The organism is Ensifer sp. R1-3, assembly GCF_056739175.1.
In genome coordinates this window covers 479,334-500,062 of the sequence record NZ_CP096517.1, presented here as the reverse complement: position 1 = coordinate 500,062, position 20,729 = coordinate 479,334, and the positions used below count along the sequence as shown (strand labels likewise).

Annotated in this window: 15 protein-coding genes and 3 pseudogenes; 14 read left to right on the top strand and 4 right to left on the bottom strand. The window is 59.5% G+C overall.

Annotated elements, in window-relative coordinates:
- Nucleotides 1-319 precede the first annotated feature (319 nt).
- From M1D43_RS27365 to M1D43_RS27340, 6 genes and pseudogenes are all read left to right on the top strand, one after another.
- Nucleotides 320-2,773 carry an autotransporter family protein gene (locus M1D43_RS27365; RefSeq protein WP_498814733.1) on the top strand — a complete coding sequence of 818 codons (2,454 nt, stop codon included), beginning with the start codon at nt 320-322 and terminating at the stop codon, nt 2,771-2,773.
- 9 nt (nt 2,774-2,782) lie between these two features.
- Nucleotides 2,783-3,511 (top strand): DUF6065 family protein, encoded by a 729-nt coding sequence (locus M1D43_RS27360; RefSeq protein ID WP_102763453.1) that lies wholly within the window; start codon nt 2,783-2,785, stop codon nt 3,509-3,511.
- A 618-nt stretch (nt 3,512-4,129) separates the two neighbouring features.
- Complete coding sequence (locus M1D43_RS27355) at nt 4,130-5,503, top strand: ISNCY family transposase (protein WP_014528618.1); 1,374 nt, start codon at nt 4,130-4,132, stop codon at nt 5,501-5,503.
- 287 nt (nt 5,504-5,790) lie between these two features.
- Nucleotides 5,791-6,792 (top strand): IS30 family transposase, encoded by a 1,002-nt coding sequence (locus M1D43_RS27350; RefSeq protein WP_088196131.1) that lies wholly within the window; start codon nt 5,791-5,793, stop codon nt 6,790-6,792.
- 187 nt (nt 6,793-6,979) lie between these two features.
- The gene (locus tag M1D43_RS27345; RefSeq protein ID WP_274857858.1) at nt 6,980-8,407 is read left to right on the top strand and encodes an ISNCY family transposase; all 1,428 of its coding nucleotides are present in this window, start codon (nt 6,980-6,982) and stop codon (nt 8,405-8,407) included.
- 283 nt (nt 8,408-8,690) lie between these two features.
- Nucleotides 8,691-8,798 (top strand): annotated as a pseudogene (locus tag M1D43_RS27340) (helix-turn-helix domain-containing protein); the annotation flags it as partial.
- Between the two features lie 132 nt (nt 8,799-8,930).
- Here the strand turns inward: M1D43_RS27340 and traR are convergent.
- A complete protein-coding gene (traR, locus tag M1D43_RS27335) occupies nt 8,931-9,635 on the bottom strand; it encodes an autoinducer-binding transcriptional regulator TraR (RefSeq protein ID WP_498814732.1) in 705 nt (234 codons plus the stop codon).
- Between the two features lie 193 nt (nt 9,636-9,828).
- A pseudogene (locus tag M1D43_RS27330) lies at nt 9,829-10,780 on the bottom strand (LysR family transcriptional regulator).
- Here M1D43_RS27330 and M1D43_RS27325 point away from each other — a divergent pair.
- A pseudogene (locus M1D43_RS27325) lies at nt 10,768-11,521 on the top strand (IS110 family RNA-guided transposase); the annotation flags it as partial. The pseudogenes M1D43_RS27330 and M1D43_RS27325 overlap by 13 nt on opposite strands.
- A gap of 653 nt (nt 11,522-12,174) precedes the next feature.
- Here M1D43_RS27325 and traI read toward each other — a convergent pair.
- On the bottom strand, nt 12,175-12,795 hold the full coding sequence (gene traI, locus M1D43_RS27320) for an acyl-homoserine-lactone synthase (RefSeq protein ID WP_088196126.1): 621 nt from the start codon (nt 12,793-12,795) through the stop codon (nt 12,175-12,177).
- A 179-nt stretch (nt 12,796-12,974) separates the two neighbouring features.
- Between traI and rctB the strand changes: the two genes are divergently transcribed.
- The 5 genes from rctB to M1D43_RS27295 all read left to right on the top strand — a co-directional run bounded on the left by rctB (nt 12,975) and on the right by M1D43_RS27295 (nt 17,614).
- Nucleotides 12,975-13,298, top strand: a complete 324-nt coding sequence (gene rctB, locus M1D43_RS27315) for an SMa0974 family conjugal transfer regulator (RefSeq protein WP_088196125.1) — start codon at nt 12,975-12,977, stop codon at nt 13,296-13,298.
- Between the two features lie 278 nt (nt 13,299-13,576).
- Entirely contained in the window at nt 13,577-14,308 is a 732-nt protein-coding gene (locus tag M1D43_RS27310; protein ID WP_088196124.1) for a helix-turn-helix transcriptional regulator, read from the top strand.
- 212 nt (nt 14,309-14,520) lie between these two features.
- Nucleotides 14,521-15,591, top strand: a complete 1,071-nt coding sequence (locus M1D43_RS27305; RefSeq protein WP_153492871.1) for a class I SAM-dependent methyltransferase — start codon at nt 14,521-14,523, stop codon at nt 15,589-15,591.
- Between the two features lie 170 nt (nt 15,592-15,761).
- Entirely contained in the window at nt 15,762-16,991 is a 1,230-nt protein-coding gene (locus M1D43_RS27300) for a hypothetical protein (RefSeq protein ID WP_192925935.1), read from the top strand.
- 113 nt (nt 16,992-17,104) lie between these two features.
- Nucleotides 17,105-17,614: a GNAT family N-acetyltransferase gene (locus M1D43_RS27295; RefSeq protein ID WP_234834580.1), complete on the top strand. Its 510-nt coding sequence runs from the start codon at nt 17,105-17,107 to the stop codon at nt 17,612-17,614.
- A gap of 405 nt (nt 17,615-18,019) precedes the next feature.
- On the opposite strand, the gene M1D43_RS27290 is transcribed toward M1D43_RS27295, so the two are convergent.
- A complete protein-coding gene (locus tag M1D43_RS27290) occupies nt 18,020-18,280 on the bottom strand; it encodes a helix-turn-helix domain-containing protein (protein WP_088196121.1) in 261 nt (86 codons plus the stop codon).
- A gap of 141 nt (nt 18,281-18,421) precedes the next feature.
- Here M1D43_RS27290 and M1D43_RS27285 point away from each other — a divergent pair, with 141 nt between their 5' ends.
- Both M1D43_RS27285 and M1D43_RS27280 read left to right on the top strand, forming a co-directional pair.
- On the top strand, nt 18,422-18,970 hold the full coding sequence (locus M1D43_RS27285; RefSeq protein ID WP_498814729.1) for a hypothetical protein: 549 nt from the start codon (nt 18,422-18,424) through the stop codon (nt 18,968-18,970).
- Between the two features lie 163 nt (nt 18,971-19,133).
- Complete coding sequence (locus tag M1D43_RS27280) at nt 19,134-20,729, top strand: ABC transporter substrate-binding protein (protein ID WP_498814728.1); 1,596 nt, start codon at nt 19,134-19,136, stop codon at nt 20,727-20,729.

Here is a 20,729-nt window from a genome sequence, read left to right as displayed (position 1 = left end):
TCAGGGGAAGCAAAACTCGACGGGGTAAAGAATGGCTTTCAATTCTGGTGAATACACCGAGTCCGGCGATTGGCTCGGGGCCAATCGCAAGGGCACCGAAGCGTTCAGGGTAGCGACCGCTCACCGCTTGCTTGTAAATCCCACTCCTTCGAACAGTGCCCTTGCCACACATAGTGCCGTCCCCGTCCCCGCACCGCAATCGCCCCTGCGCATCCGACGCGACCTAAACAAACTCTTGCTCGGCTCTGTCGCTTCGATCCCACTTCTTTGCAGCCTCGCTACTGACGCCCGCGCAGCGTGCGTGGAAACGAGCCCCGGCGTGTACGACTGTTCGGGAAGCAATCCCGGTTGGCACTCCAAAGGATCGGTTACCGTCAACCTGTTGACCGGCGGCAGCTTTTACAGCGATTCGGAGTTCCAGGGACCTGGGACAAGCGTATTCAACAATGACGGTACCGTGTCGAACAACGTGCATGCGATGCACAACGACCGCTTCACCTTGAACAACAGGAGCTCGATCTCCGGCACGATCTTTCTGCAGGGCTCCGGCTTCAATTTCATCAACAACACGGCGACCGGCAGTGTCCAGAACGGCGTCAACAGCGTCAATGACTCGATCGATTACGTGGTTAATCGCGGCTATTTTGCAGGCTTGATTTCACTCGGCGACGGCAATGACCGACTCGACCTGGTCTCCGGAACTCTGGCTTCCGGCGTCGACATGGGCGACGACGACGATTTCTTCGACTGGTCGGGAGGGTTCATTCCGCCTTCGGTGCAGATGGGCCAAGGCAACGATGCCGCGCTTTTCCGCAACCTGACAGAAGATAACCTCAGCGCCGGGAAGATCATTGACGGCGGCCAGGGGGCCGACAGGCTAACCTGGAGCAATTCCTCGAACAGTCACGGCAACGAGGCCGGAAACGCCCCGTCCGATCTCATCAACTGGGAGGAAATCGAGCTTCGCAACGGGTCGGAGATGACCTTCATCTACAGCACCGGCAATCTGACGCTCGGCGATTCGGCGACCGGGACCGGGACGCTGTCGATCGACGGGACGAGCGCGGTCAGGGCCGGAAATTCCTTCGGGTATGGCGTCAAAGCTTTCGATTCGTCGCAATTGGTGACGGTCTACAATGCCGGCCTCATCGACATGACGAACGACATGGTGAGTGCCGGTGGCAGCTTGCACGATACGTTCACGGTCTACGGCAACTATGTCGGCCAGCAGGGCGGGCTGCAGTTGCACACGGTGCTCGAAAGCGACGATGCGCCCTCCGACAAGCTGGTCATCAGCGGCACGGGCGCGAGCGCTTCGGGCGAAACCTTTATTTTGATCACCAATGTCGGCGGGGAGGGAGCGCTGACGCTCGCCGACGGCATCAGGGTCGTGGATGCCACTGCCGGTGCCACCACCGAGGGCACTGCCTTCACACTGGGCGCCCCCGTCGCGGCCGGCATTTTCGAGTACCAGCTCTATCGCGGCGGTGTGACCGAAGACCCGGAAAACGACGACGACTGGTTCCTGCGCACGGGCGGCGTTTCTCCGCCGCCACCGCCGCCACCGCCGCCACCACCACCGCCGCCACCGCCGCCACCGCCGCCACCGCCACCGCCGCCGCCGCCACCGCCGCCACCGCCGCCGCCGCCACCGCCGCCGCCGCCACCACCGCCGCCGCCACCACCGCCGCCGCCGCCGCCGCCGCCACCACCGCCGCCGCCGCCGCCGCCACCGCCGCCGCCACCACCGCCGCCACCGCCGCCGCCGGGGCCGCCGCCGGGGCCGCCGCCGATTACGCCGTCGGTCCGGCCGGAAATTCCCGGCTACATCATCACGCCGGCGCTTGCGCAGAAGATGGGCGTCGCCGCAATAGGCACCTTTCACGCGCGGCAGGGTGACGAGTTCCTGCTGAACAGCAGCGGGAATCTCCCCGGTGCTTGGGGACGGCTGTTCGGCGAATCCTTCGACCAGACCTGGTCGTCCAAGATCAGCAGGTTCGAATTCGAAGTCAGTCCGTCCTTCTCGGGAGAGCTATGGGGACTTCAAGCCGGTCAGGACCTGATCGGCGCCCTGCACGACGACGGAAGCCAGGATCGTGTTGGGCTGTTCTATGCCTATACCGGCACTTCGGGCTCGAACGGAGGCAATACTCTCGGGAGACTGCAGTTCGAGGTGGGCTCGATCGACCTCCATGCGAATTCGATCGGCGCCTATTGGACCCATATCGGCGCGGACGGCTGGTATGTCGACAGTATAGGAATGTACTCATGGCTCGATGGGGGCTCGAGCTCCGACCGGGGCATCGGGGCCGACACATCCGGGAACTCTGTCGCCTTTTCCGTCGAGGCGGGTTACCCGTTCAGGTTCGACAATGGATGGGTGCTCGAACCGCAGGGTCAGCTCATCTGGCAGCACGTCGATCTGGATGACGCGCGGGACCGCTTCACGGGTATCGATTATGAGTCTTTCGGAGCCTGGACGGGCCGCCTCGGCATGAGGCTCGAAGCGAACACCACGATGAACGATGTTCCGGTCCAGCCCTTTGCCAGCATCAACTTGTGGCATGACTTCGATGCGGACTATAAGGTCTCATTCAACCGGGTTCCGGTCGTAACCGAGCTGGAGCAAACGTCGCTCGAATTGAATGTGGGTATGTCGGCTCAAATGAGCGAGACGGTCAGCATCTATGGCGGTCTGCAGTTCGCAACCGGGCTCGACGATGGCGACAACCGAAGCTACGGGGGCAATGTTGGCCTGCGCATCAAATGGTAGATATTCGGGATGACGAGACTGACCGCCTATGTGATCGACGGACATGAGATGACCATCCGCCCCGCTCCCCTGGAGCGGGAGTGGATGAACGGGACAAACCAGCGCTTTGCCTATCGCTGCCTGCCCTTGAACATCGCGAATGCGCATGGGTGGGAAATTCTGAATGCGGCCGGTTTTTCCGCGGCATGGGATGGGGGCGAACGGGAGAATGCCGTTCGCATCGAACCGGATCCGGGCACGCATGCGCCCGCCGTCAGCCACTTCGGAAGCGGTACGCTGACCTTTCACATACCCTGCCTGTTCAAGACGGACAGCGGAACCGACCTGTTCGTGACGGGACCGTTGAACAGGCCGAAGGACGGCATCGCTGCGCTGACGGGTATCATCGAGACGGATTGGTCGCCCTACACATTCACCATGAACTGGCAGTTCACCCGGGCGGGGCATCGGGTTCGCTTCGAACCGGGCGAGCCGATCTGTCACATCTTTCCCGTTTCGCGCGGCGGGCTCGAGGCCGTCACGCCGGAAATGCGCAAACTGTCGGAAAATCCGGAGCTCGAAGGCGAGTATAAGGCGTGGTCGGACAGCCGGAACAGCTTCAATGAGGGGCTGAACGATCCGAACTCCGATGCGGTACGGGAAAAGTGGCAGAAGTCGTATTTCCGCGGAGTGTGCCCGTCCGGGCGCAATGGGCCGGAGGATCATCGCAGCCGGTTGAGGCTGAAGCCGTTCGGCTGATGGTTTTCTCGGACGAAAGGGAAGTCGTCTAGGACTGAGGACTTAATGATAGACGAAGATGCCGCAGTTCCATAAGGTATGTATGTATGCATTATGTTATAACGTGACACCGAGATTCTCAAGTGCGACATGCCACTTTTTGAGGGTTGACCCCGCGATCGGTCAGACATGATTCCACTGGCTGCGATCGGCTGCGGAAGCGCCGAGTGCGGCAGCCGGCACGGGTGAGGTGTCAGCTGCATTGGCAATGCGCCTTCTCAAGGATGTGAAGGGAACAGCAGATCGCCCTGGTGGGGTCGCGCCGGCGATCGCGAACGCTATCTTTCACGCCACGGGCAAGCGCATCGGGAATTGCCGGTGACGCCCGACAAGCTGCTGTGACAGGCGTTAGCTAGCGGCGCCCTTCGTCGTGCAGGCCAGCTGAACGGCGATCTAGCGACGAACAAGGCCGAACAAATCGCCCGAGATGGCTCCGGCGGTGCGCTTGAGCAAGAGTCGGCTCTAGTTCCATAATGCTGATTATCTGATTTCGTTATGTAGCCGCAAAGTTAAAGTGTCCTGTTTCTGCAATGTAAGAATGTCACTCTCCCCGGGTTTAGATGACCTGGGAGATTGCGGATGGGATTGATTGCGATGAGCGAGCGTGATCTGCAGCGGATTGAGGTTTTGTCGAAGGTCATCGATGGTCGGATGACGCTGGTAACGGCCGCTCATGTTCTGGGGTTAAGCACGCGCCAGGTGCGTCGACTGCTGGAGCGGATCCGGACGGATGGTGCCGCATCGATCCGGCACAAGGCGATCGGTCGGCCATCGAACAACCGGATCAGCGACGGCGTTCGGGATTATGCAGTGACGCTGGTTCGCGAACGCTATGCCGACTTTGGTCCGACGCTAGCGGCAGAGAAGCTTGCCGAGCGCGATGGCTTGCGGGTGTCGCGCGAGACCTTGCGCAAATGGATGTCGGAGGCCGGACTTTGGCTGTCGCGCAAGCAGCGGCGCACCTTCCACCAGCCACGATTGCGACGCGAGGCCTATGGCGAGCTGGTACAGATCGATGGATCGGAGCACCGCTGGTTCGAGGATCGCGGTGATCCATGCTCGCTGCTGGTGTTCATCGATGATGCGACCGGCAAGCTGATGCAGTTGCGTTTCGTGCGCTCGGAAAGTGCGTTCAGCTATTTCGAGGCGCTGGAGCTTTATCTCAAAAATCATGGTGCTCCGGTCGCCTTCTATTCCGACAAGCATTCCGTGTTCCGGGTGGCGAAGAAAGACGCCAAGGGCGGCCAGGGCATGACCCAGTTCGGGCGTGCGCTTTCAGAGCTAAACATTGAGATTCTTTGTGCAAATTCGAGCCAGGCGAAGGGCCGGGTCGAGCGGATGAACCGGACGCTGCAGGACCGTTTGATTAAGGATCTGCGCCTGGAGGGCATCTGTGGCATGGACGACGGCAACGCCTTCCTGCCTCGGTTCATGGAGGGCTATAACCGGCAGTTTGCCATTACCCCTGCCCGACCTGATGATCTGCATCGGTCGCTGAATCTTGCCCCGGATCGGCTCAAGGAGATCCTGTGCAAACGCGAGCAGCGCTACGTCGGTGCGCAGCTGACGTTTTCGTTCGAGCGCCAGCGGATCATGCTTGAGGAGACCGAGGTGACGCGCGGGCTGGTCGGTCGCTATGTCGAGACCTACGCCTATGCCGACGGCCGGCTCGATGTGCGGTGGAAAGGCCATTCCCTGCCCTACCGGGTATTCGACAAGGACCAGCGGGTGACGCATGCGGCGATCACCGAGAACAAGCGGCTCGGTGATGTCCTGGCCTACATCAAGGCGCGCCAGGACGAGCGGCCGGCGCCGAAGGTGAAGACCAACAGCGAGAAGATCGGCTACCGACCGCGTGGCCGCAAGCCGGGCAAGCGGACGGATTTCACCAACGATCCAGCGGTCATTGCCCGACGGCGACAAGCGCTCTCTGAGCTCGATGCGGCGGAATGACTGGCTGCTGCAACTGTCAAAGCTAAAGCCGATGGGTGCGTCTCATCCGCCCCCTCCCTTCCCTTACAACCCGATCCAGCCGGTCCGGTCGGGGGCTTGGCTCAGCGCCAGTGGAGATGCCGCGTGTCGTATTTCTAAATGGCTGAAGACGTATCCAAAGTGACATTTCAACTTTGCGCCGGAGCGGACATTTCAACATGGCCGCCACACGTTATGTAGCCGGGTACATTCTATTTCCAAGTGCGACATGCCAATAAAAACAAAGGCTTCGCCCTGGAGATTTTTGGATGTCGCAGTGCTATTTGCAGCTCACCCTTCCCGATCGCCGACGCGTGCATCAGCTTCTCGAACGCAAGGTGCCGATTGCTGAGATCGCCCGCCAACTCGGTCGGCATCGATCGACGATCTATCGTGAACTGAAGCGCAATACCTTTCATGATGCCGAGTTTCCGGAATACAGCGGCTATTACAGCGGTATCGCCAACGACATTTCCAAGGAGCGTCGGCGACGGCTGCGCAAGCTCAGCCGCCACCCGCAATTGCGCGAACTGGTCATCGAGCAGCTGAAGGCACTTTGGTCGCCGGAGCAGATCGCCGGCCGTCTGCTTGCCGATGGTGTGAGCGCCGTCCGCGTCTGCACCGAGACGATCTATCGCTTCATCTATGGCAAGGAAGATTGTGCGCTGGAGCTCTATCGGCATCTGCCGGAAGGCCGTCGCAAGCGCCGCCCACGCCGCTCCCGCAAGCCCCGCGACGGCTCGATCCCGTTTGATTGCAGAATCGGCCAACGCCCTGATTTCATTGCCGATCGCTCTCAGTTCGGCCACTGGGAGGGTGATCTGCTGATCTTCCGGCGCGACCTCGGTGAAGCCAATGTCACCTCGCTGGTCGAGCGCAAGAGCCGCTACACGGTGATGATCAAGAATGGCAGCCGTCACTCTCGTCCGCTCATCGACAAGATCATCGATGCCTTCTCACCGCTACCCGCCTTTGCCCGGCAGAGCTTCACCTTCGACCGTGGTACCGAGTTTCGCGGTTTCAAGGCTTTGGAAGATGGACTCGGCGCCAGGAGCTGGTTTTGCGATCCGAATTCACCGTGGCAGAAAGGCGCGGTCGAGAACACCAACAAGCGCATCCGTCGCTTTGTGCCGAGCGATACGGACCTGTCCGCCGTCAGCCAGCCGCAACTGGTCGCCCTCGCCCACCATCTCAATTCACTGCCCAGGAAGTGCCTTGGTTACCGCACGCCCGCCGAGGTCTTCATGGCCCATTTGCGCGATTGCGGGTAATCCCCTACCCTCCACTCGTCATTGTTGCACTTGGATTAGATTCTCCACGGCCGTTTAGAGATGCGACATATGAGCCAGTTAGAGATGCGACAGTCGTCGCCTCTTGGGATGCTGGTCAAACGTCAACGTTTGGAAGGAAGACTGGCGACGTGAAGCGTGGTTGAGACCATGAGCGTTCGGAGTCGTCATGTCTTGTTTGATCACCATGTCGCAGAAGGAATTGCATCGTCTTGAACTGATCCAGCGGATTCGTGGGCGTAGCCTGACCGTCGTCGAGGCGGCCGAGTTGCTTCGTCTTAGCCGCAGTCAGGTCCACCGGCTGTTGCAAGCCTATGACCTGGCCGGCGCCGACGGGCTGGTCTCGAAGAAGCGCGGCCGGCCGAGCAACCGGCGTCATAGCGAGGATTTCCGCAACCTGGTGCTCGACCTGGTGCGTGAGCATTATGCGGATTTCGGACCAACCCTGGCGGCTGAGAAGCTGCTCGAACGCCACCGGATTGCCGTCAGCAAGGAGACGCTGCGTCAGTGGATGATGGAAGCCGGCATCTGGGTGTCGCGACGCGAGCGCAAGAAGCGGGTTTTCCAGCCGCGCGGCCGGCGCGATTGTTTCGGCGAACTCGTCCAGATCGATGGCTCGCTTCATTGGTGGTTCGAGAACCGCGGTCCCAAATGCGCCCTGCTCGTCTATATCGACGATGCCACCGGCAAGCTGTTGCACTTACGCTTTGCGGGCTCGGAGAACACCTTCGACTATCTGCACGCGACGAAGGCCTACCTGCAGCAATGGGGCAAGCCGATTGCCTTCTACAGCGACAAGCATGGCATCTTCCGCACCACCCATGCTTCCAAGAAGGACAGAACCAGTGGCCTGACGCAGTTCGGGCGGGCCCTTTACGAGCTCAACATCGACATCATCTGCGCCAATACCCCGCAGGCCAAAGGCCGCGTCGAGCGCGCCAACCAGACGCTGCAGGATCGCCTCGTCAAGGAACTGCGGTTGCGCGGCATCGATACGATCGCGGCGGCCAATGCCTATGCGCCGGAGTTCATGGCCGACTTCAATCGTCGCTTTGGCAAGGCGCCGCGCAATCCGAAGGACATGCATCGGCCGTTTGCCGCGCATGAGAACCTCGATGGCGCCATGTGCCGCAAGGAGATCCGCAAGCTGTCGAATTCGTTGACGCTGCGCTATGACAAGGTGATGTTCATTCTCGATCCGACAGATCGCGCAGCGGCGCTGGCGGGTAAGAAGGTTGTCGTTTGCGACTATCCCGACGGACGCCTGGAGATCACAGACGGGGAAGCCACCCTGCCCTACAGGACGTTCGACACGCTGCGCTCGGTGCACCGCTCCGAGGTGGTTGAGAACAAGCGCCTGGATGACATGCTGGCGCTGGTCGCCGCGATGCAGGCCGGACGAGAGCAACAGCGCAGCAAGGGCGGGCCGCGCCGCACCGGCCAGACGGACCATATGTTCGGCATTCGCGACGGCAGCCAGAGCAATGGCTACCAGAAGCGCGGCACGAAGCCTGGCCGGAAGACGGATTTTACCAAGGATCCGGTGGTCATCGCAAAGCGCCAGCAAGCCCTCGCGCAGCTGAAAGCGGCGGAGTGACCGGCGTGTCAAAGCTAAAGTTTATCTTGCACCGCAAGCCATCCGCCGCCGACCGGGCTGCGCAACCCTGACCAGCTCCACCCGGTCGGCGGCTTGCGTCTCCGTACTTTGTAAATATAGCAACTTGCAAATGCAGTAGTACTGGATAGGATGATGTCGCGTTTCTAAATTGACTACTTTGTCTCATCTTTAAATAGCTGTGACATGTTATGTAGCCGGGTACATTCTATTTCCAAGTGCGACATTCCAATAAAAACAAAGGCTTCGCCTTGGAGATATTCGCATGTCGCAGTGCTATTTGCAGCTCACCCTTCCCGATCGCCGACGCGTGCATCAGCTTCTCGAACGCAAGGTGCCGATTGCTGAGATCGCCCGCCAACTCGGTCGGCATCCGTTTGTCCTCGATCCGACTAATCTCGCCAAAACCCTAAGCTGGCAAGAAGGTGATAGCGAACATCCCCGCGGACGACCATTCTAATCAGCAGATTCATCGTCCGCAGGCGCTCGCCGCGTGCACTTGGCTTCAAATGAGCCTGAGCTTTGTCGCCAATGCCGTGGCCTGGGCCTGTGTGCTGGCATCGAGCTTCCTGCGAGCATTGTTCATATGAAAGTTCACATTCGCATAGGTCATGTTCTCGATGGTGGCGATGTCTCTCATGGACTTGCCCTCGGCCGACCACTTGAGCATCAGCGCCTGTTTGGCGGTCATGCGGATGCTCGGTTTTGCCGTGGGTTCAAGTTCCGCTTGCTCGATCCGCACATGAAGCTGGGCGACCGCCGTCGCGGCTGCGACCGGATCGATATCGAGATTCAACGAAAGGCTCGGCTTGTGCGAGGCAATGGTCAGCATCGCCATGCGCCGGAATGCAGTCGCCACCGGAATCGTGATGCCCGATCGGATGCCGAACCCGGCAGCATCCAGGTAGAACTGCCGAACCCGCCTCGACCTGACTTTCCGCGTGTTTTCCGAAGACCAAGTGAACGCCCTCATCGTGGACTTGGCGATCAAGACCACGGGATCAATCTCACTGAAGCTCTTGGAGAAATACCGATCCTGCCATTCGGGTGAATAATTCGATACAGCGAATGTTCCGACCGGCTGAAGATTGAGGTAGGCGTAATATTCGAAGCCGAGTTCCCTCGCGAGCTCGGTGAGTGCCTCATTGAACATCTTCCTGGTGCGCGCTACCGCCGTAACATCGATCAACTTCTGGAACCAAATCTCCATCTTCTAATCCCCTCTTATTGCATCCCGTCTCATACTGCTCGTGCCCACCAAAATCAGGACATTTGGTCGGCCACTACTTTTCAACGAGGGCAGTGCAAAGCCGCCCCGCAGAACTAAAAGCTCCGAACGCGGCAGAAGCACATCAAGGCATCACCCCCAGCGCTGACGACGCCAATCTCATCCTGCCACGACCCTACTTCGACTGGCTACTCTCCATGTGCCGACCCGCGGCGCTCTTGCCGGGTCTTTCAGAATGCCCGCCGGCGGGTTTAAGCGGCCGCGAGACCGATGCGAGAGAGCGGGCGATTTCCACGAACTCTTCACGGTTCGCGGTGGGGTCTTCCTTGTTCCAGGCGAGCCCCATGCCGATCGTAAAATCCACTCCCTCCACTTCCCGAAGGCGAAACGACCGGTGGGGCAAATCTATCGTCCATTCCGGCACGAAACCGACCCCAATCCCGGCGGCAACGAGCGAAACCAGGGAGAGCGTATCGTCGCAACTGTAGGCGACCTGATCGAGAAGGCCGTGTTTTCTGAACTGCTCGAAAAAGTACTTTTCCGTGTAAGATAGATTCGAGCGGGAAAAGGCGATGATCCGCGCCCGTTTGAGGTCGCTCATTGTGACGGTTTCCGCCATCTCCAGCGGGCTGCCAAACGGCACCGCCAGAAGATATCGTTCGTTGGCGATGCTCTGCCAGCGGAGCGAGCCGATATTTTCGACCGGCCGGATGAAGCCGAGATTGATGCGGCCCTTCTCCAGATCGCGGATGATTGCATCGGTCGAGCCACTGCTGATGTGAATCTGAACGTCGGGAATCGCTTGCCGAGCTTGCTTAGAAAGAGCGGCAAGACACCGAAGGTCGCAGGGTAAATGGTACCGATCGTGATCCGATCGACATGCTTGCCCGCAACCGCCCGGACGACGGCGGAACTGTTTTCAATCTCCTTGAGAACACGGATACACCGATACACCGCTCATAAAAAACTTCGCCAGGCTTGGTCAATTGAACGCGACGGGTAGAGCGGGTGAGAAGCTGCACGCCGAGCTCCCTTTCCAGCGTCTGGATCTGCACGCTGAGGGCGGGCTGCGCCATGGCCAGGATCGCCGCGGCGCGGCCGAAATGAAGCTCCTGAGCCACGTGTATGTGCGATGGTCAGAGCGCCAGATCCGGAGGACGAAGATCGGCGTCGGATTTGCCGGGAACGCAAAGTGTTGATTGCTGAACGGGTCAGACATGTCAATCGCGTCAAGGGTCTACTCTTCGCGCAAGGCGTCAGCGGCTATCAACCGCTCCGTAAGGATCGCCGTAAGCGGCTGGAGGAGCTCCAGACCGGAGACGGGCGCGAGCTACCGAGACCTCAAGGCTCAAGTCGATCGCGAACTCGACCGGCTCGAGTTGCTGCTAGAACAGATTGCTACAGTGGAGAACGAGCGCAATTCTCTCCTCTCGACACACGAGCAGCCAGCGGTGGAGGCAACCACGCCCGAAGCGATGCTGCTTTCCTTGAAGGGTGTTGGCGCTAAACTTGCCGCCGTTCTTTGGACCGAAGCACTGTGCCGACATTTTGATAATCGGCGGCAGATTGCTGCCTATGCAGGTTTGACACCGACCCCATGGATGAGCGGGACGATTGACCACGAACAAGGGGTGTCAAAAGCAGGGAATCCCCGGCTGCGCACCACGATAATTCAATTGTCTTGGCTGTGGCTACGCAATCAGCCTGCGTCAGCGCTCAGTCGTTGGTTTGTGGATCGGGTCCAGTCGACTGGTGGACGTTTAAAGAAAGCCGCGATTGTTGCCCTGGCGCGCAAGCTCCTTATCGCGCTGTGGAAGTTTGTCACTGCAGGTGTTGTCATCGAAGGGGCTGTTATGAAGACCGCCTGACGACCAAAAATTGGCCGAACACGCAAATCTTCCAGGACTGATCATTCCTGGCGGATCCAGGTGAGCGAACCGCCTCAAAGTCGGGCTTCAAATGCCGCGCTTTAGATTGGTCCCGTTCTCCTGGCCTTGCCGCTACGCAAGCGGGATAGTGGTGCTGCCGGACAAAACGGCGACCGTATTTGAGTTTGAACCGGCGACGGAAACGTGCCGCGTCGAGCAAGGTGGCTCAGACCATGGGTTCGATACGAAATCGACAGAGGCACGTTATGAAACCATGATTGATCTTGACGGCGAAATCCTCATGCGAGCTTTACACAAGTTGCAGGAACCCACTCTTCTCCCGATCGACAAAGGATGGCTCTGACATCGTTCTCGCCTGCGAGATGGACGATCTCCCCGACCCCCAGAACGAAGGATGACCTGATATCCCTCGGATTCTAGGATACGGATGACCAGCAGATAGTAATCCGCATCAATCGAGCCAATCAGGATCTGGGGCCGCTTGGATTCAAAGACCTCTCCTTTGGACTCCATGTCTGATTCGGGTCGATCCCCGAGCGAATTCTGGCGTCATTCTCTGCAGCGGCGGCCATTAGGCCGGCCGACCGTGCAGCGACGACACTCCGCGCGGCGCCCCCGGTTGCCGGTATCTGTCAAGCAGCGACGGTGTGGCGAGTCCCTGTTCGAGCGGCAGCAGCGCGAATCCGATCAAGACTTCCGACATCGGCAGAAAGAATTCCGGCAACGGCCAACGAGTTGCCAATAGGGCACGGCGGGCCGAGGCGCTGCATCGGCCACCCGGCACGCTTCAGAATGCGCTCGAAACGCAGATCAGTTGCGGTGACAATCTCGTGGTACCCGTTCGCCATCGACCATTCGATGATGCCGGCGAACATCATCAGCGTGGTCTTGTGGAGAGGCCCTGGCGTTCTGTGCTGGTCGAGCGCAGTGTTGACACAAAAGCGCGAGCTCTCGACCATGCCTGGGTGAGCGTTCAAACCGCGCGCTGGCAGGAGCTGCGGAAAGGTGTTGGCGAGCATTGTCGGGCCTGTAGCTGGCAGAAGCCTTGCACAACCCGCCACCGCACGTGTGGGGGAAACAGCCAGGATGTAGGTCGGGTCGAATTGATCGTAGGCGTCGGCTTCACGCCCGTCCCTTATCTCTACGTCCCAATCCAGCCTGTCGCCAAAGACGCAGGCACGCAGTCGGTGCATCGAATCAATTAGGTCAGCAAATTCTCCACGCGCCGCGGCCGGTACAGCCAGTATCTCCATCACCAATCTCCGAAGAAATCTCGCTCGCAGACTACTGAACACGAGTCTTGGCGCTCGGGCGACTAATAGAGTTAGTAGTCGAGTGCTTGACCGAAGCGTGCATGAATATCGCGGAATGAGTAGCTCGGAACGGAAGCCAATCAAGGATCAAGGATGAAGGTTAAAGGGAAAGGAAGTCGATGTACAAGCACACCGCCGAAGCTCTCGTTTACGCAACGCACACCGATTGCGCCATCGAGAGCCTTTCTGCACGAATCGGAAAGTATTGTGGAGCAATCAGGCACTTAGAGACCGGCAGGATACTCGACTTCGGCGAGGGTGAAGCGATCATAAGATCGACTGAGGGCGTACTTTTGTTTCGCGTCTCCGCTCGAGACATCTTAACATTTTATGGCATTCAGGCGCTTTTGCAGGGGAGCCTGCCCGTCATCGCCACGTTTCCTGGTGAAGCCGTCGAATGGCGCCCGGTGGACAGCGCGCCATTCGACTCTATGAGAGGATGACCCAGACACATCCAGCACTGGCAGGGCGGGAAATAGCCCCTCCCTGGACCTGCCGAATTCCCTTCAGCTGCTCATCGCAAGGAACGTCAAAGTATTCGCGCGACGGTGAAAAGTCCGTCCCGAGGATGAGAAACAGCATGCCGCTCGGCCTTATGCCCCCCTTGCCATATCTGCCACTCGTATTGCCTACAGTTTCGCTACGGGAGCGCTGGCATTAGGATCCGGTTCTCCAGGTTTGAGACACAGAGCGAATGGCAGCAAACCGAAGCAGTCCACCGATGATCGACAACCGTAGACTGTCATTGTCCCTGAGGACGCTGCAGTCAGCGAAGCACCGCGATGACCTTCACCCTGCGCTGGACGAGCTTTGCGCGCGATACGGCCTCTCGCATATGACATTCCTTGTGGTTTGCAGCGGAGGCAGGTCGGGTTTGTACCCCGATTACTGCACGACCTATCCCGGTAAGTGGACTGAGATATACGTAGACCAGCGCTATTTCGACATCGACCCGGTGATTGACGTCATTCGGTGGGGATTTCTCCCGGTGGACTGGTCCTCTCTCGATCGGCGGTCAGCACAGGCGTACCGTTTATTTAAGGAAGCGCGTTCGTACAACATCGGGCCCCATGGCTTGACGATCCCAATCCGAGGCTCGAAAGGCGAACGCTGTCTCCTTTCCGTGAGCTCGAACCTGCCCAAGCGCGATTGGTCGCGGCTACGCGCTTCGAGCATTCACGAGCTGCAGATCCTTTCTCACTATCTTCATGAGACGACGCTTTCGGCCAGCGGTCTGCGAGAGGTCGGCCGTTATCGGACCCTGTCCAGGCGCGAAACTCAGTGCCTGCAGCTGCTTGCAAGGGGCCGGATTTCCAAGCAGATAGCAGCGGACCTCGGCATCTCAGAAAACGCCGTGAAATTGTACCTGCGTTCGGCAAGGATCAAGCTGAGTGCTGCTACAAGTTATCAGGCCGTCGCCAAGGCGAGCTTCCTCGAGTTAATCAAGATCTGAGCGCGATCGATCGAGGATTTCGGGACCTGTATGCCTTCATCCGGCTTTTCCGACAGGATCAATCTACCGAATTCGGTAGATTGGCTGCCCCGTCGCCAGGGTTCACACATGGCACTCACAAACTCACGCACGGAAGATGCCGGCGCAGCCGAAACATATCGACGGCAACTGAGATGAAGCGCGCCCTCGGCCGGTGATATCCGGAGGTGGCTATGGTGGATCGACTGACAATTGAACACTGGCGAAACGCTCCCAGGCTTACATCGTTCGCACCGTTCTTCGAAAGGACCGCAAGCGGACAAGGTGGTGCACCGGACCTTGCCCAGCCGCAGCTCGACCTGAGCCTGCTCGACTTCGATCTTGAGGTCGCTGTTTTCTCGGATACGCATCGACGTCTTTGGGGACACTTCGACAGCCACTACTTCGCGAGCATTCCCTATAGGCTCGAAGAGGAATGCCGCCTTGGCGCTGCGATACTTTCCTTTGCCTTGAGGACCTGGGCACGTAGCGCTTCCCCGACGACAATATACACGCTGGGCACGGGCACCGGCTGCCTTGCGCGCACGCTTGCCACGCTTGGTAATGGTCGCATTGAGGCGCTCTGCTGCAGTCCAACGGCCGCCAACCGGGCATCGTTCCTTGCGAACCGAGGAAGCGAACACGCGCACTTCTTCCACGGCCCGTTTTTTGAGCTGGACGACGACCGATACGCAACCGACAACGATCTCCTCCCATTTCGGGGCGGATTTGACGTGCTCTTTGAGGACACGACGTTTCAGATGTACGACCGTGATCGGCTAAAGCAGCTGGAGTTCGTGGTTCCTCGTCTACGGCCGGGCGGTCTCCTCGTGCAGCTGCAGAAGCTCGCTCATGAAGACCGCGACATCTATGAGGTACGCGAGCGGCAGAAGGACGAGGTTTTCAAATCCCGGTTCTTCTCGACGGGTCACATCTCCAAGAAAAAGGATGAAGTCCTGAATACGATGACGGATCTTCAAGTCGATCTGGCGACCACGGTAGCCGCTCTGAGAGCGTTTTTCCGATACTCAGTGCTAACCTGGAACAGCGGGAACTTCTACACGATCGTGTCATCCAACTCCCGGGCTTCCGCGTTGGAGCTGATTTCACTGATGGTGAAGCCGGCAATTCCACCAGGCTATTGCTACGAACGTTTGCCAGCCGCGATCGTCGATACAGAGGTAGAGGCGTTAGCTCCTGATCTGACGTGGCGCAGCGCGAACACAATGGTGCCGCTCGCGCCGAAGCTCGGCACCATGAAATGACGGCAATCCGGAAGGCCGGCGAGCATTGCAGCGCAACCGACGTGCGACGCGCGTTGTCTGCCTTGATCCCGCATATCGCCCCGTATTGGGAACGTCCCCTTCGGGGCTACGCTTCGCTTGCCTATGATGTCGAGCAATTCCGTTCCGAGTGTTCCGTGCGTTGTCACGCAATGGAGCTGCTCCGCAGCTGCATCGAAAGGGCGGCGCGCAGGTCCGGTTACGACCTCGAGGAAGCTCGAAGGGCCGGCATTCAGTTGATGGCGTCGCCGGTGCTGCAGACCGGTCCGCATTGCCTGCTTCTGATCGAGCCGGATGCGTTCTACACGCATCTGTTCAGCCTTTTGGGCCTGAACGCAAATGGCCGCGAATGGTACATCACCTATCACGCCTCGACAGTCAGTTTCTCGGAGAAGGCAAAGAAGGGTCCCGGCTGGCTCTGGATTGAGGACGGGCCCCTCAACGTCTTCGGCTTGCGTCGGAGCCGGATGGATTCGTTTAGCATCTGCGGCTCGAACGGTCCCTATCGCTTCGCTTTCTCGAATGCCAAAGGCGATCCGGCACCAAATGCCTCCGCAGCCCGTCTCCTCGCCGAACTGCCGTCGGATGAATTTGCTTCAGCGGCCGACGCGATCAGGGCGGCCAACCAAACGCTCTGGCGCGGCAAGCTCCCCTCCCCCATCAAGCTGCTTCAGCTTGACGATTTCGACATCGCGGACCTAGTCGCCGACCATCTCGACGACGCGGGATCCTGGATGTCGGCTGGTTTCATCGCAGACGGAAAGGCTGCCGAGAGCATCCTGCACGCGATGGATCGCCTGAACGTTGGACCCTGGCGGGGTTGGGTACGCAGAACGACCGATCTCTTCTGGCGCATGGAAAAAGGCAGGATCGTTCCGCTGCGCCTCCAGGACAACGCCCTCAGGGCACCCGCCCCGTCCGTTTTCGAATTGAAGTTCCAGCCGGACAATATCGCAGCGGCCCTTCGGCAACGAGCGATCGTGCCCAGCCTCTATACAGTCTTTCTGGTGACATCCATCCTACCCGGCGTGAGAGCGCTTGGGGGATGTCGCCAGACCATCTACTACCCGCTCATGCGGTACATTACTGCGGTCGGCCTTGAGCAATCGGGTAATTTCGATCTCCTGACTGAACTGCGCGGGGACGACCGACCTGGGCTTTGGGGCCACCGTGTCTTGACGCCCGCCGGTGGCTATCCCTTCCAGGAGCTTTTCCGAGAGGCCCCGATGCCCCTTTCAGAATACGCGGAGATGCCTTTGGTGCAGTCGAGCGGTGATCTCGCAAGTTTCACCGGGGATCCCATCTGGACGAACCTGTCGGAGCAAATCGCCAGCGAGGTCATCACCTCGGGGTCGGTCGAGTGGCAATGGTCGGGTTCGTAATCGAAGAAGGATGCTGAGCGGTTTCGATGCTGGTCCTCGTACCATTCGATCACATGCCGAGGGCGGCAGCACACGGCGTTCCCAGCGCGACCTAGGAACTGGTGGAGGTTGATGTGTCGATTGAAGGAGGGTCGGTAATCAGGCGCTTATCAGTCAGGGACGTCGACGTCTTTCGCCGCATACGTCTGGAGGCGCTTTCACACGAACCGCTCTCGTTTGCGAGTGTATTCGGTGATTGGGTCCATCTCTCCGACCGCGATTGGCGCCAGCATCTGGATCAGCCGGTGTTTGTCGCGTTCCTGAGTGGGCAGCCCGTCGGCATGATGGGGCTCAGGTTTGAGCGTGCGAGGAAAATGGCGCATCGCGCGAGGCTTGTCAGCGTCTATGTGCGAAAAAGCGAGCGCGGAACCCGGATTGCCGCAGACCTTTTGCACGAGGTTACAGAACATGCACGGAACCACGGTGTTCTGCAGCTGGAGCTCGCGGTGAATGCCGAGAATTCGGCAGCGATACGCTTTTATGAACGCCACGGTTTCGTAGAGGTTGGCCGCATTCCAAACGGCTTTCTCGGCCATGATGTGGAGAGTGACGAGTTAATTATGGTCCTGCGCTTGAGGCGGTGACCTTTTCCGTTTCTCTTCACCCGCCCGGCGGCGAACCTGTGCAACGGCCCCCTGAGCCAATACCGCGAAGTGCCGGTACTGGAGCCTCGAAGATCTGGCCGGGCAGAAATGAGCGTACCACGCTTCGGCCGTTCCCACCGGCAGGTCCCGTTCGCGCGTGGCTTAGCCGGTTAAAAAGGCTCGCCGCAGTCAGCCTGGCGCCGACTGGAGGCCGGGAACCGGGACCGACGAACTCCGGCAAGTCGCTCCATCTGCCTAAAAGGGTGACATCTCTCGCAATCAGGACCTCTGGTCCCTCACCTGCCCTACCGCACGAGCAGCCAGATACAGCACGGCAACGTCTATCTGCACGGAGAGAGACGCTACGAAGATCGGTGACCCGGACCACGGACGACCCTGCGACTACTACTTCAAACGAACACCCACGCCACCACCGTTTTCGGGGATAAACTGGATACCCGCGGTTTCCAAAGCCAGTCGAATGGCCTTTAGGTTTGCACTCGTAAGGGATGTGGTTCCATCCTCAACTTCCGCACGGCTCACTGTTGCAACACCAACCCCAGCTGCCTTTGCAAGCTCTTTTGCGCTCCAACGGATCAATGCGCGCGCCGCGCGTATCTGCGCACCAGTGATTTCGTTGGCATCATGTGATTTAGAATTGATCAATCGGATCTCGTGTGCTACCTAGACGTTTCTTGAGACTGCAGTTCACTCTCGAATGGCGGTAATCAAGGGAACTGCGGCTGCATCCGGTGCTGGAACACCGAATACAGCCTGACCACAACCAAGCTTACGGGAGCTCGGATCATGGCTGATTCCGACAATAGCAGAACTTTGTCTACGGTCACCCGGGGAGATTTCTATTCCTTCGCGGCGGCGTCTTTACCCACATCTCAAGAGTTTGCCAGGGCGACGCGCCTACCTTCGGATGCGTGCAATGACGATCCCGCGCTCGTGGTCTGCAAACAGTGGTGCAACGCCCGGGAACATCTGAGCGAATCAAGTTTGCTACAGCAGCGGCTCGAGAGATCGCTCTTTTCGGCTGTTTTGCCCGCACCGCTTGAGCAATCCGCGCGTTTGCGAGCTTACGAAAAGGCGCTCGAAGCTGAAGATCGCGTATCCATCGCGGAGGACCACGCCGCGGAAGCCCTATGGCGGACACCAGCGCGATCGGTCGCAGGCGCAACGGCCAAGCTCCACGCCCTCGGCACGAAGTGGCAACCATCTTCCACAAGCGAAGAAGAACCCTGGCCACAAATCCGCTCCGTCATCGCCGACCTCCTGAAGATTGACACCGGCTCTGTTGCGAGCCGCCTGTCTATGCCCGAACGCCAACCCGAGCTTCAAGGCGATTGAAGGGGAATGGTTCACCAGGACACGTGATCCCCGGCGCGCCGCCGACCTGACAAGCTATGCGCACCGCGCCTTTGCATGCATTTCGCCGTGGAAACACCGCGTTGGGGAACTGCTTCCAACGCTGCGTTCCGACTCTACCAAAAACTAAAACAAGGAACTTCAAATGAAACTGGGAAGCCCATTTCGGCCACGCCTGCTTTCCGCATTTCTGATCTCCATCTTCCTCGGGAGTGCTCCGGCGACGCTTGCGCAAGAACGCGGAGAGCTTCGGATCGCTACGTCGTACAAGCTGATGACGCTGGATCCGCAATATGCCAATCTCAACGAGAATACCTCACTGCTCTCCCATATTTACGAGCGGCTCGTCTACCAGGACGACAATCTCGAATTGAAGCCTGGCCTCGCCACCTCCTGGCGGCCACTGTCCGACACGCAATGGGAGTTCAAGCTCCGCGACAAGGTCCGCTTCCATGACGGCTCGGCCTTTGACGCCGACGATGTCGTCTACACGATCGAGCGCATCCGGGACTTCCTCAAACCGCCGAGCGGCGGCTTTCGCTCCTATGTCAGCGGCATCAAGTCGGTCTCGGCACCCGATCCTCTCACAGTACTGATCGAAACCGACGGCGCGGTCCCCAATCTGCCACTCTTCTTCTCCTCCATGTTCGTGATGAACCGGCCCGCTGAGGGGTTCGAGACGACCGAGGACCTCAACGCGGGTCACCCGCCCAACGGCACTGGACCCTACCGGTTCGAGAGCTGGAGTTCCGGCGAGAGCCTGAGACTGGCCCGGAACGACGACCACTGGGGCGGCAAACCTGCCTGGTCCAAGGTTACCTTCCGGGTGATCGAGAACCCGGCAGCGCGCGTGGCGGCGCTCAGCACGGGAGAGGTCGATGTGGCCGACGCGATCCCGGCCCGCGACGTTGCCTCCTTGAAGGAGCGCGGCGCCAGGGTCGCGAGCGTCGGTGCTGCACGTGTCAACTTCGTACAGTTCGACGTCGCGCGGGACACGCTTCCAGGAGTGACGGACAAGTCGGGCGAACCGATCGCCAATCCGTTCAAGAACCCGCTCGTGCGCCGAGCGCTTACGCTGGCGACGGACCGGGGCATTCTCGTCGACAAGATTCTCGCCGGTTATGGCACGGCCGCCGCTCAGGTCTTTCCGAATGGTCTGCCGGGCACCTCGGCGAAACTGCTGCCTGAGGCTCCAAACTATGACGAAGCAAAGATGCTTCTCGCGAAGGCCGGTTTCCCGGACGGCTTCAACCTTGTTCTTGCCGGGCCGGCGGGCCGTTACCCCGGTGACGCCGAAAGCCTTCAGGCAGTCGCCCAAAGCTGGGCCCGCATCGGCGTCAATGCTCAACCAGCAGCCGCGCCTTTCTCGGTATTCAACACCAAGCGAGCGGCAGGGGATTACGGCGTCTGGTACGGCGGCACCTCCGGCGAGGCGGTCGACATCATTCTCCATACTCTGCTGGCATCCCCGGACCCAGAGCGTGGGACCGGTGCGTTGAACTTCGGGAAGTATCGCAACGAGGCCTTCGACGCGATGCTCGCAAGGGCGGAAAGCATTGCGGTAGGGCCGGAGCGCAATGCCGCACTCGCGCAAGCGACGGAACTCGTGATGGCCGACCAGCCGATCATCCCGCTCTACCATTTCCATCACATCGTCGGTTACGGCTCGCGGATCGGCTCCTATGTCCTGCACCCCCGCGGCTGGACGACCGCGATGCAGACGCTTCCGGCGATGGAGTAA

Excerpts from the sequence above, each read along its gene's own strand:
- rctB (WP_088196125.1), top strand. The coding sequence starts at position 12,975 with ATGTACAAGCACACCGCCGAAGCTCTCGTTTACGCAACGCACACCGAT.
- traI (WP_088196126.1), bottom strand. The coding sequence starts at position 12,795 with ATGGAGATACTGGCTGTACCGGCCGCGGCGCGTGGAGAATTTGCTGAC.
- M1D43_RS27355 (WP_014528618.1), top strand. The coding sequence starts at position 4,130 with ATGGGATTGATTGCGATGAGCGAGCGTGATCTGCAGCGGATTGAGGTT.
- M1D43_RS27345 (WP_274857858.1), top strand. The coding sequence starts at position 6,980 with ATGTCTTGTTTGATCACCATGTCGCAGAAGGAATTGCATCGTCTTGAA.
- M1D43_RS27360 (WP_102763453.1), top strand. The coding sequence starts at position 2,783 with ATGACGAGACTGACCGCCTATGTGATCGACGGACATGAGATGACCATC.
- M1D43_RS27285 (WP_498814729.1), top strand. The coding sequence starts at position 18,422 with ATGGCTGATTCCGACAATAGCAGAACTTTGTCTACGGTCACCCGGGGA.
- M1D43_RS27350 (WP_088196131.1), top strand. The coding sequence starts at position 5,791 with ATGTCGCAGTGCTATTTGCAGCTCACCCTTCCCGATCGCCGACGCGTG.
- M1D43_RS27280 (WP_498814728.1), top strand. The coding sequence starts at position 19,134 with ATGAAACTGGGAAGCCCATTTCGGCCACGCCTGCTTTCCGCATTTCTG.
- M1D43_RS27300 (WP_192925935.1), top strand. The coding sequence starts at position 15,762 with ATGGAGCTGCTCCGCAGCTGCATCGAAAGGGCGGCGCGCAGGTCCGGT.
- M1D43_RS27310 (WP_088196124.1), top strand. The coding sequence starts at position 13,577 with ATGATCGACAACCGTAGACTGTCATTGTCCCTGAGGACGCTGCAGTCA.
- traR (WP_498814732.1), bottom strand. The coding sequence starts at position 9,635 with ATGGAGATTTGGTTCCAGAAGTTGATCGATGTTACGGCGGTAGCGCGC.
- M1D43_RS27305 (WP_153492871.1), top strand. The coding sequence starts at position 14,521 with ATGGTGGATCGACTGACAATTGAACACTGGCGAAACGCTCCCAGGCTT.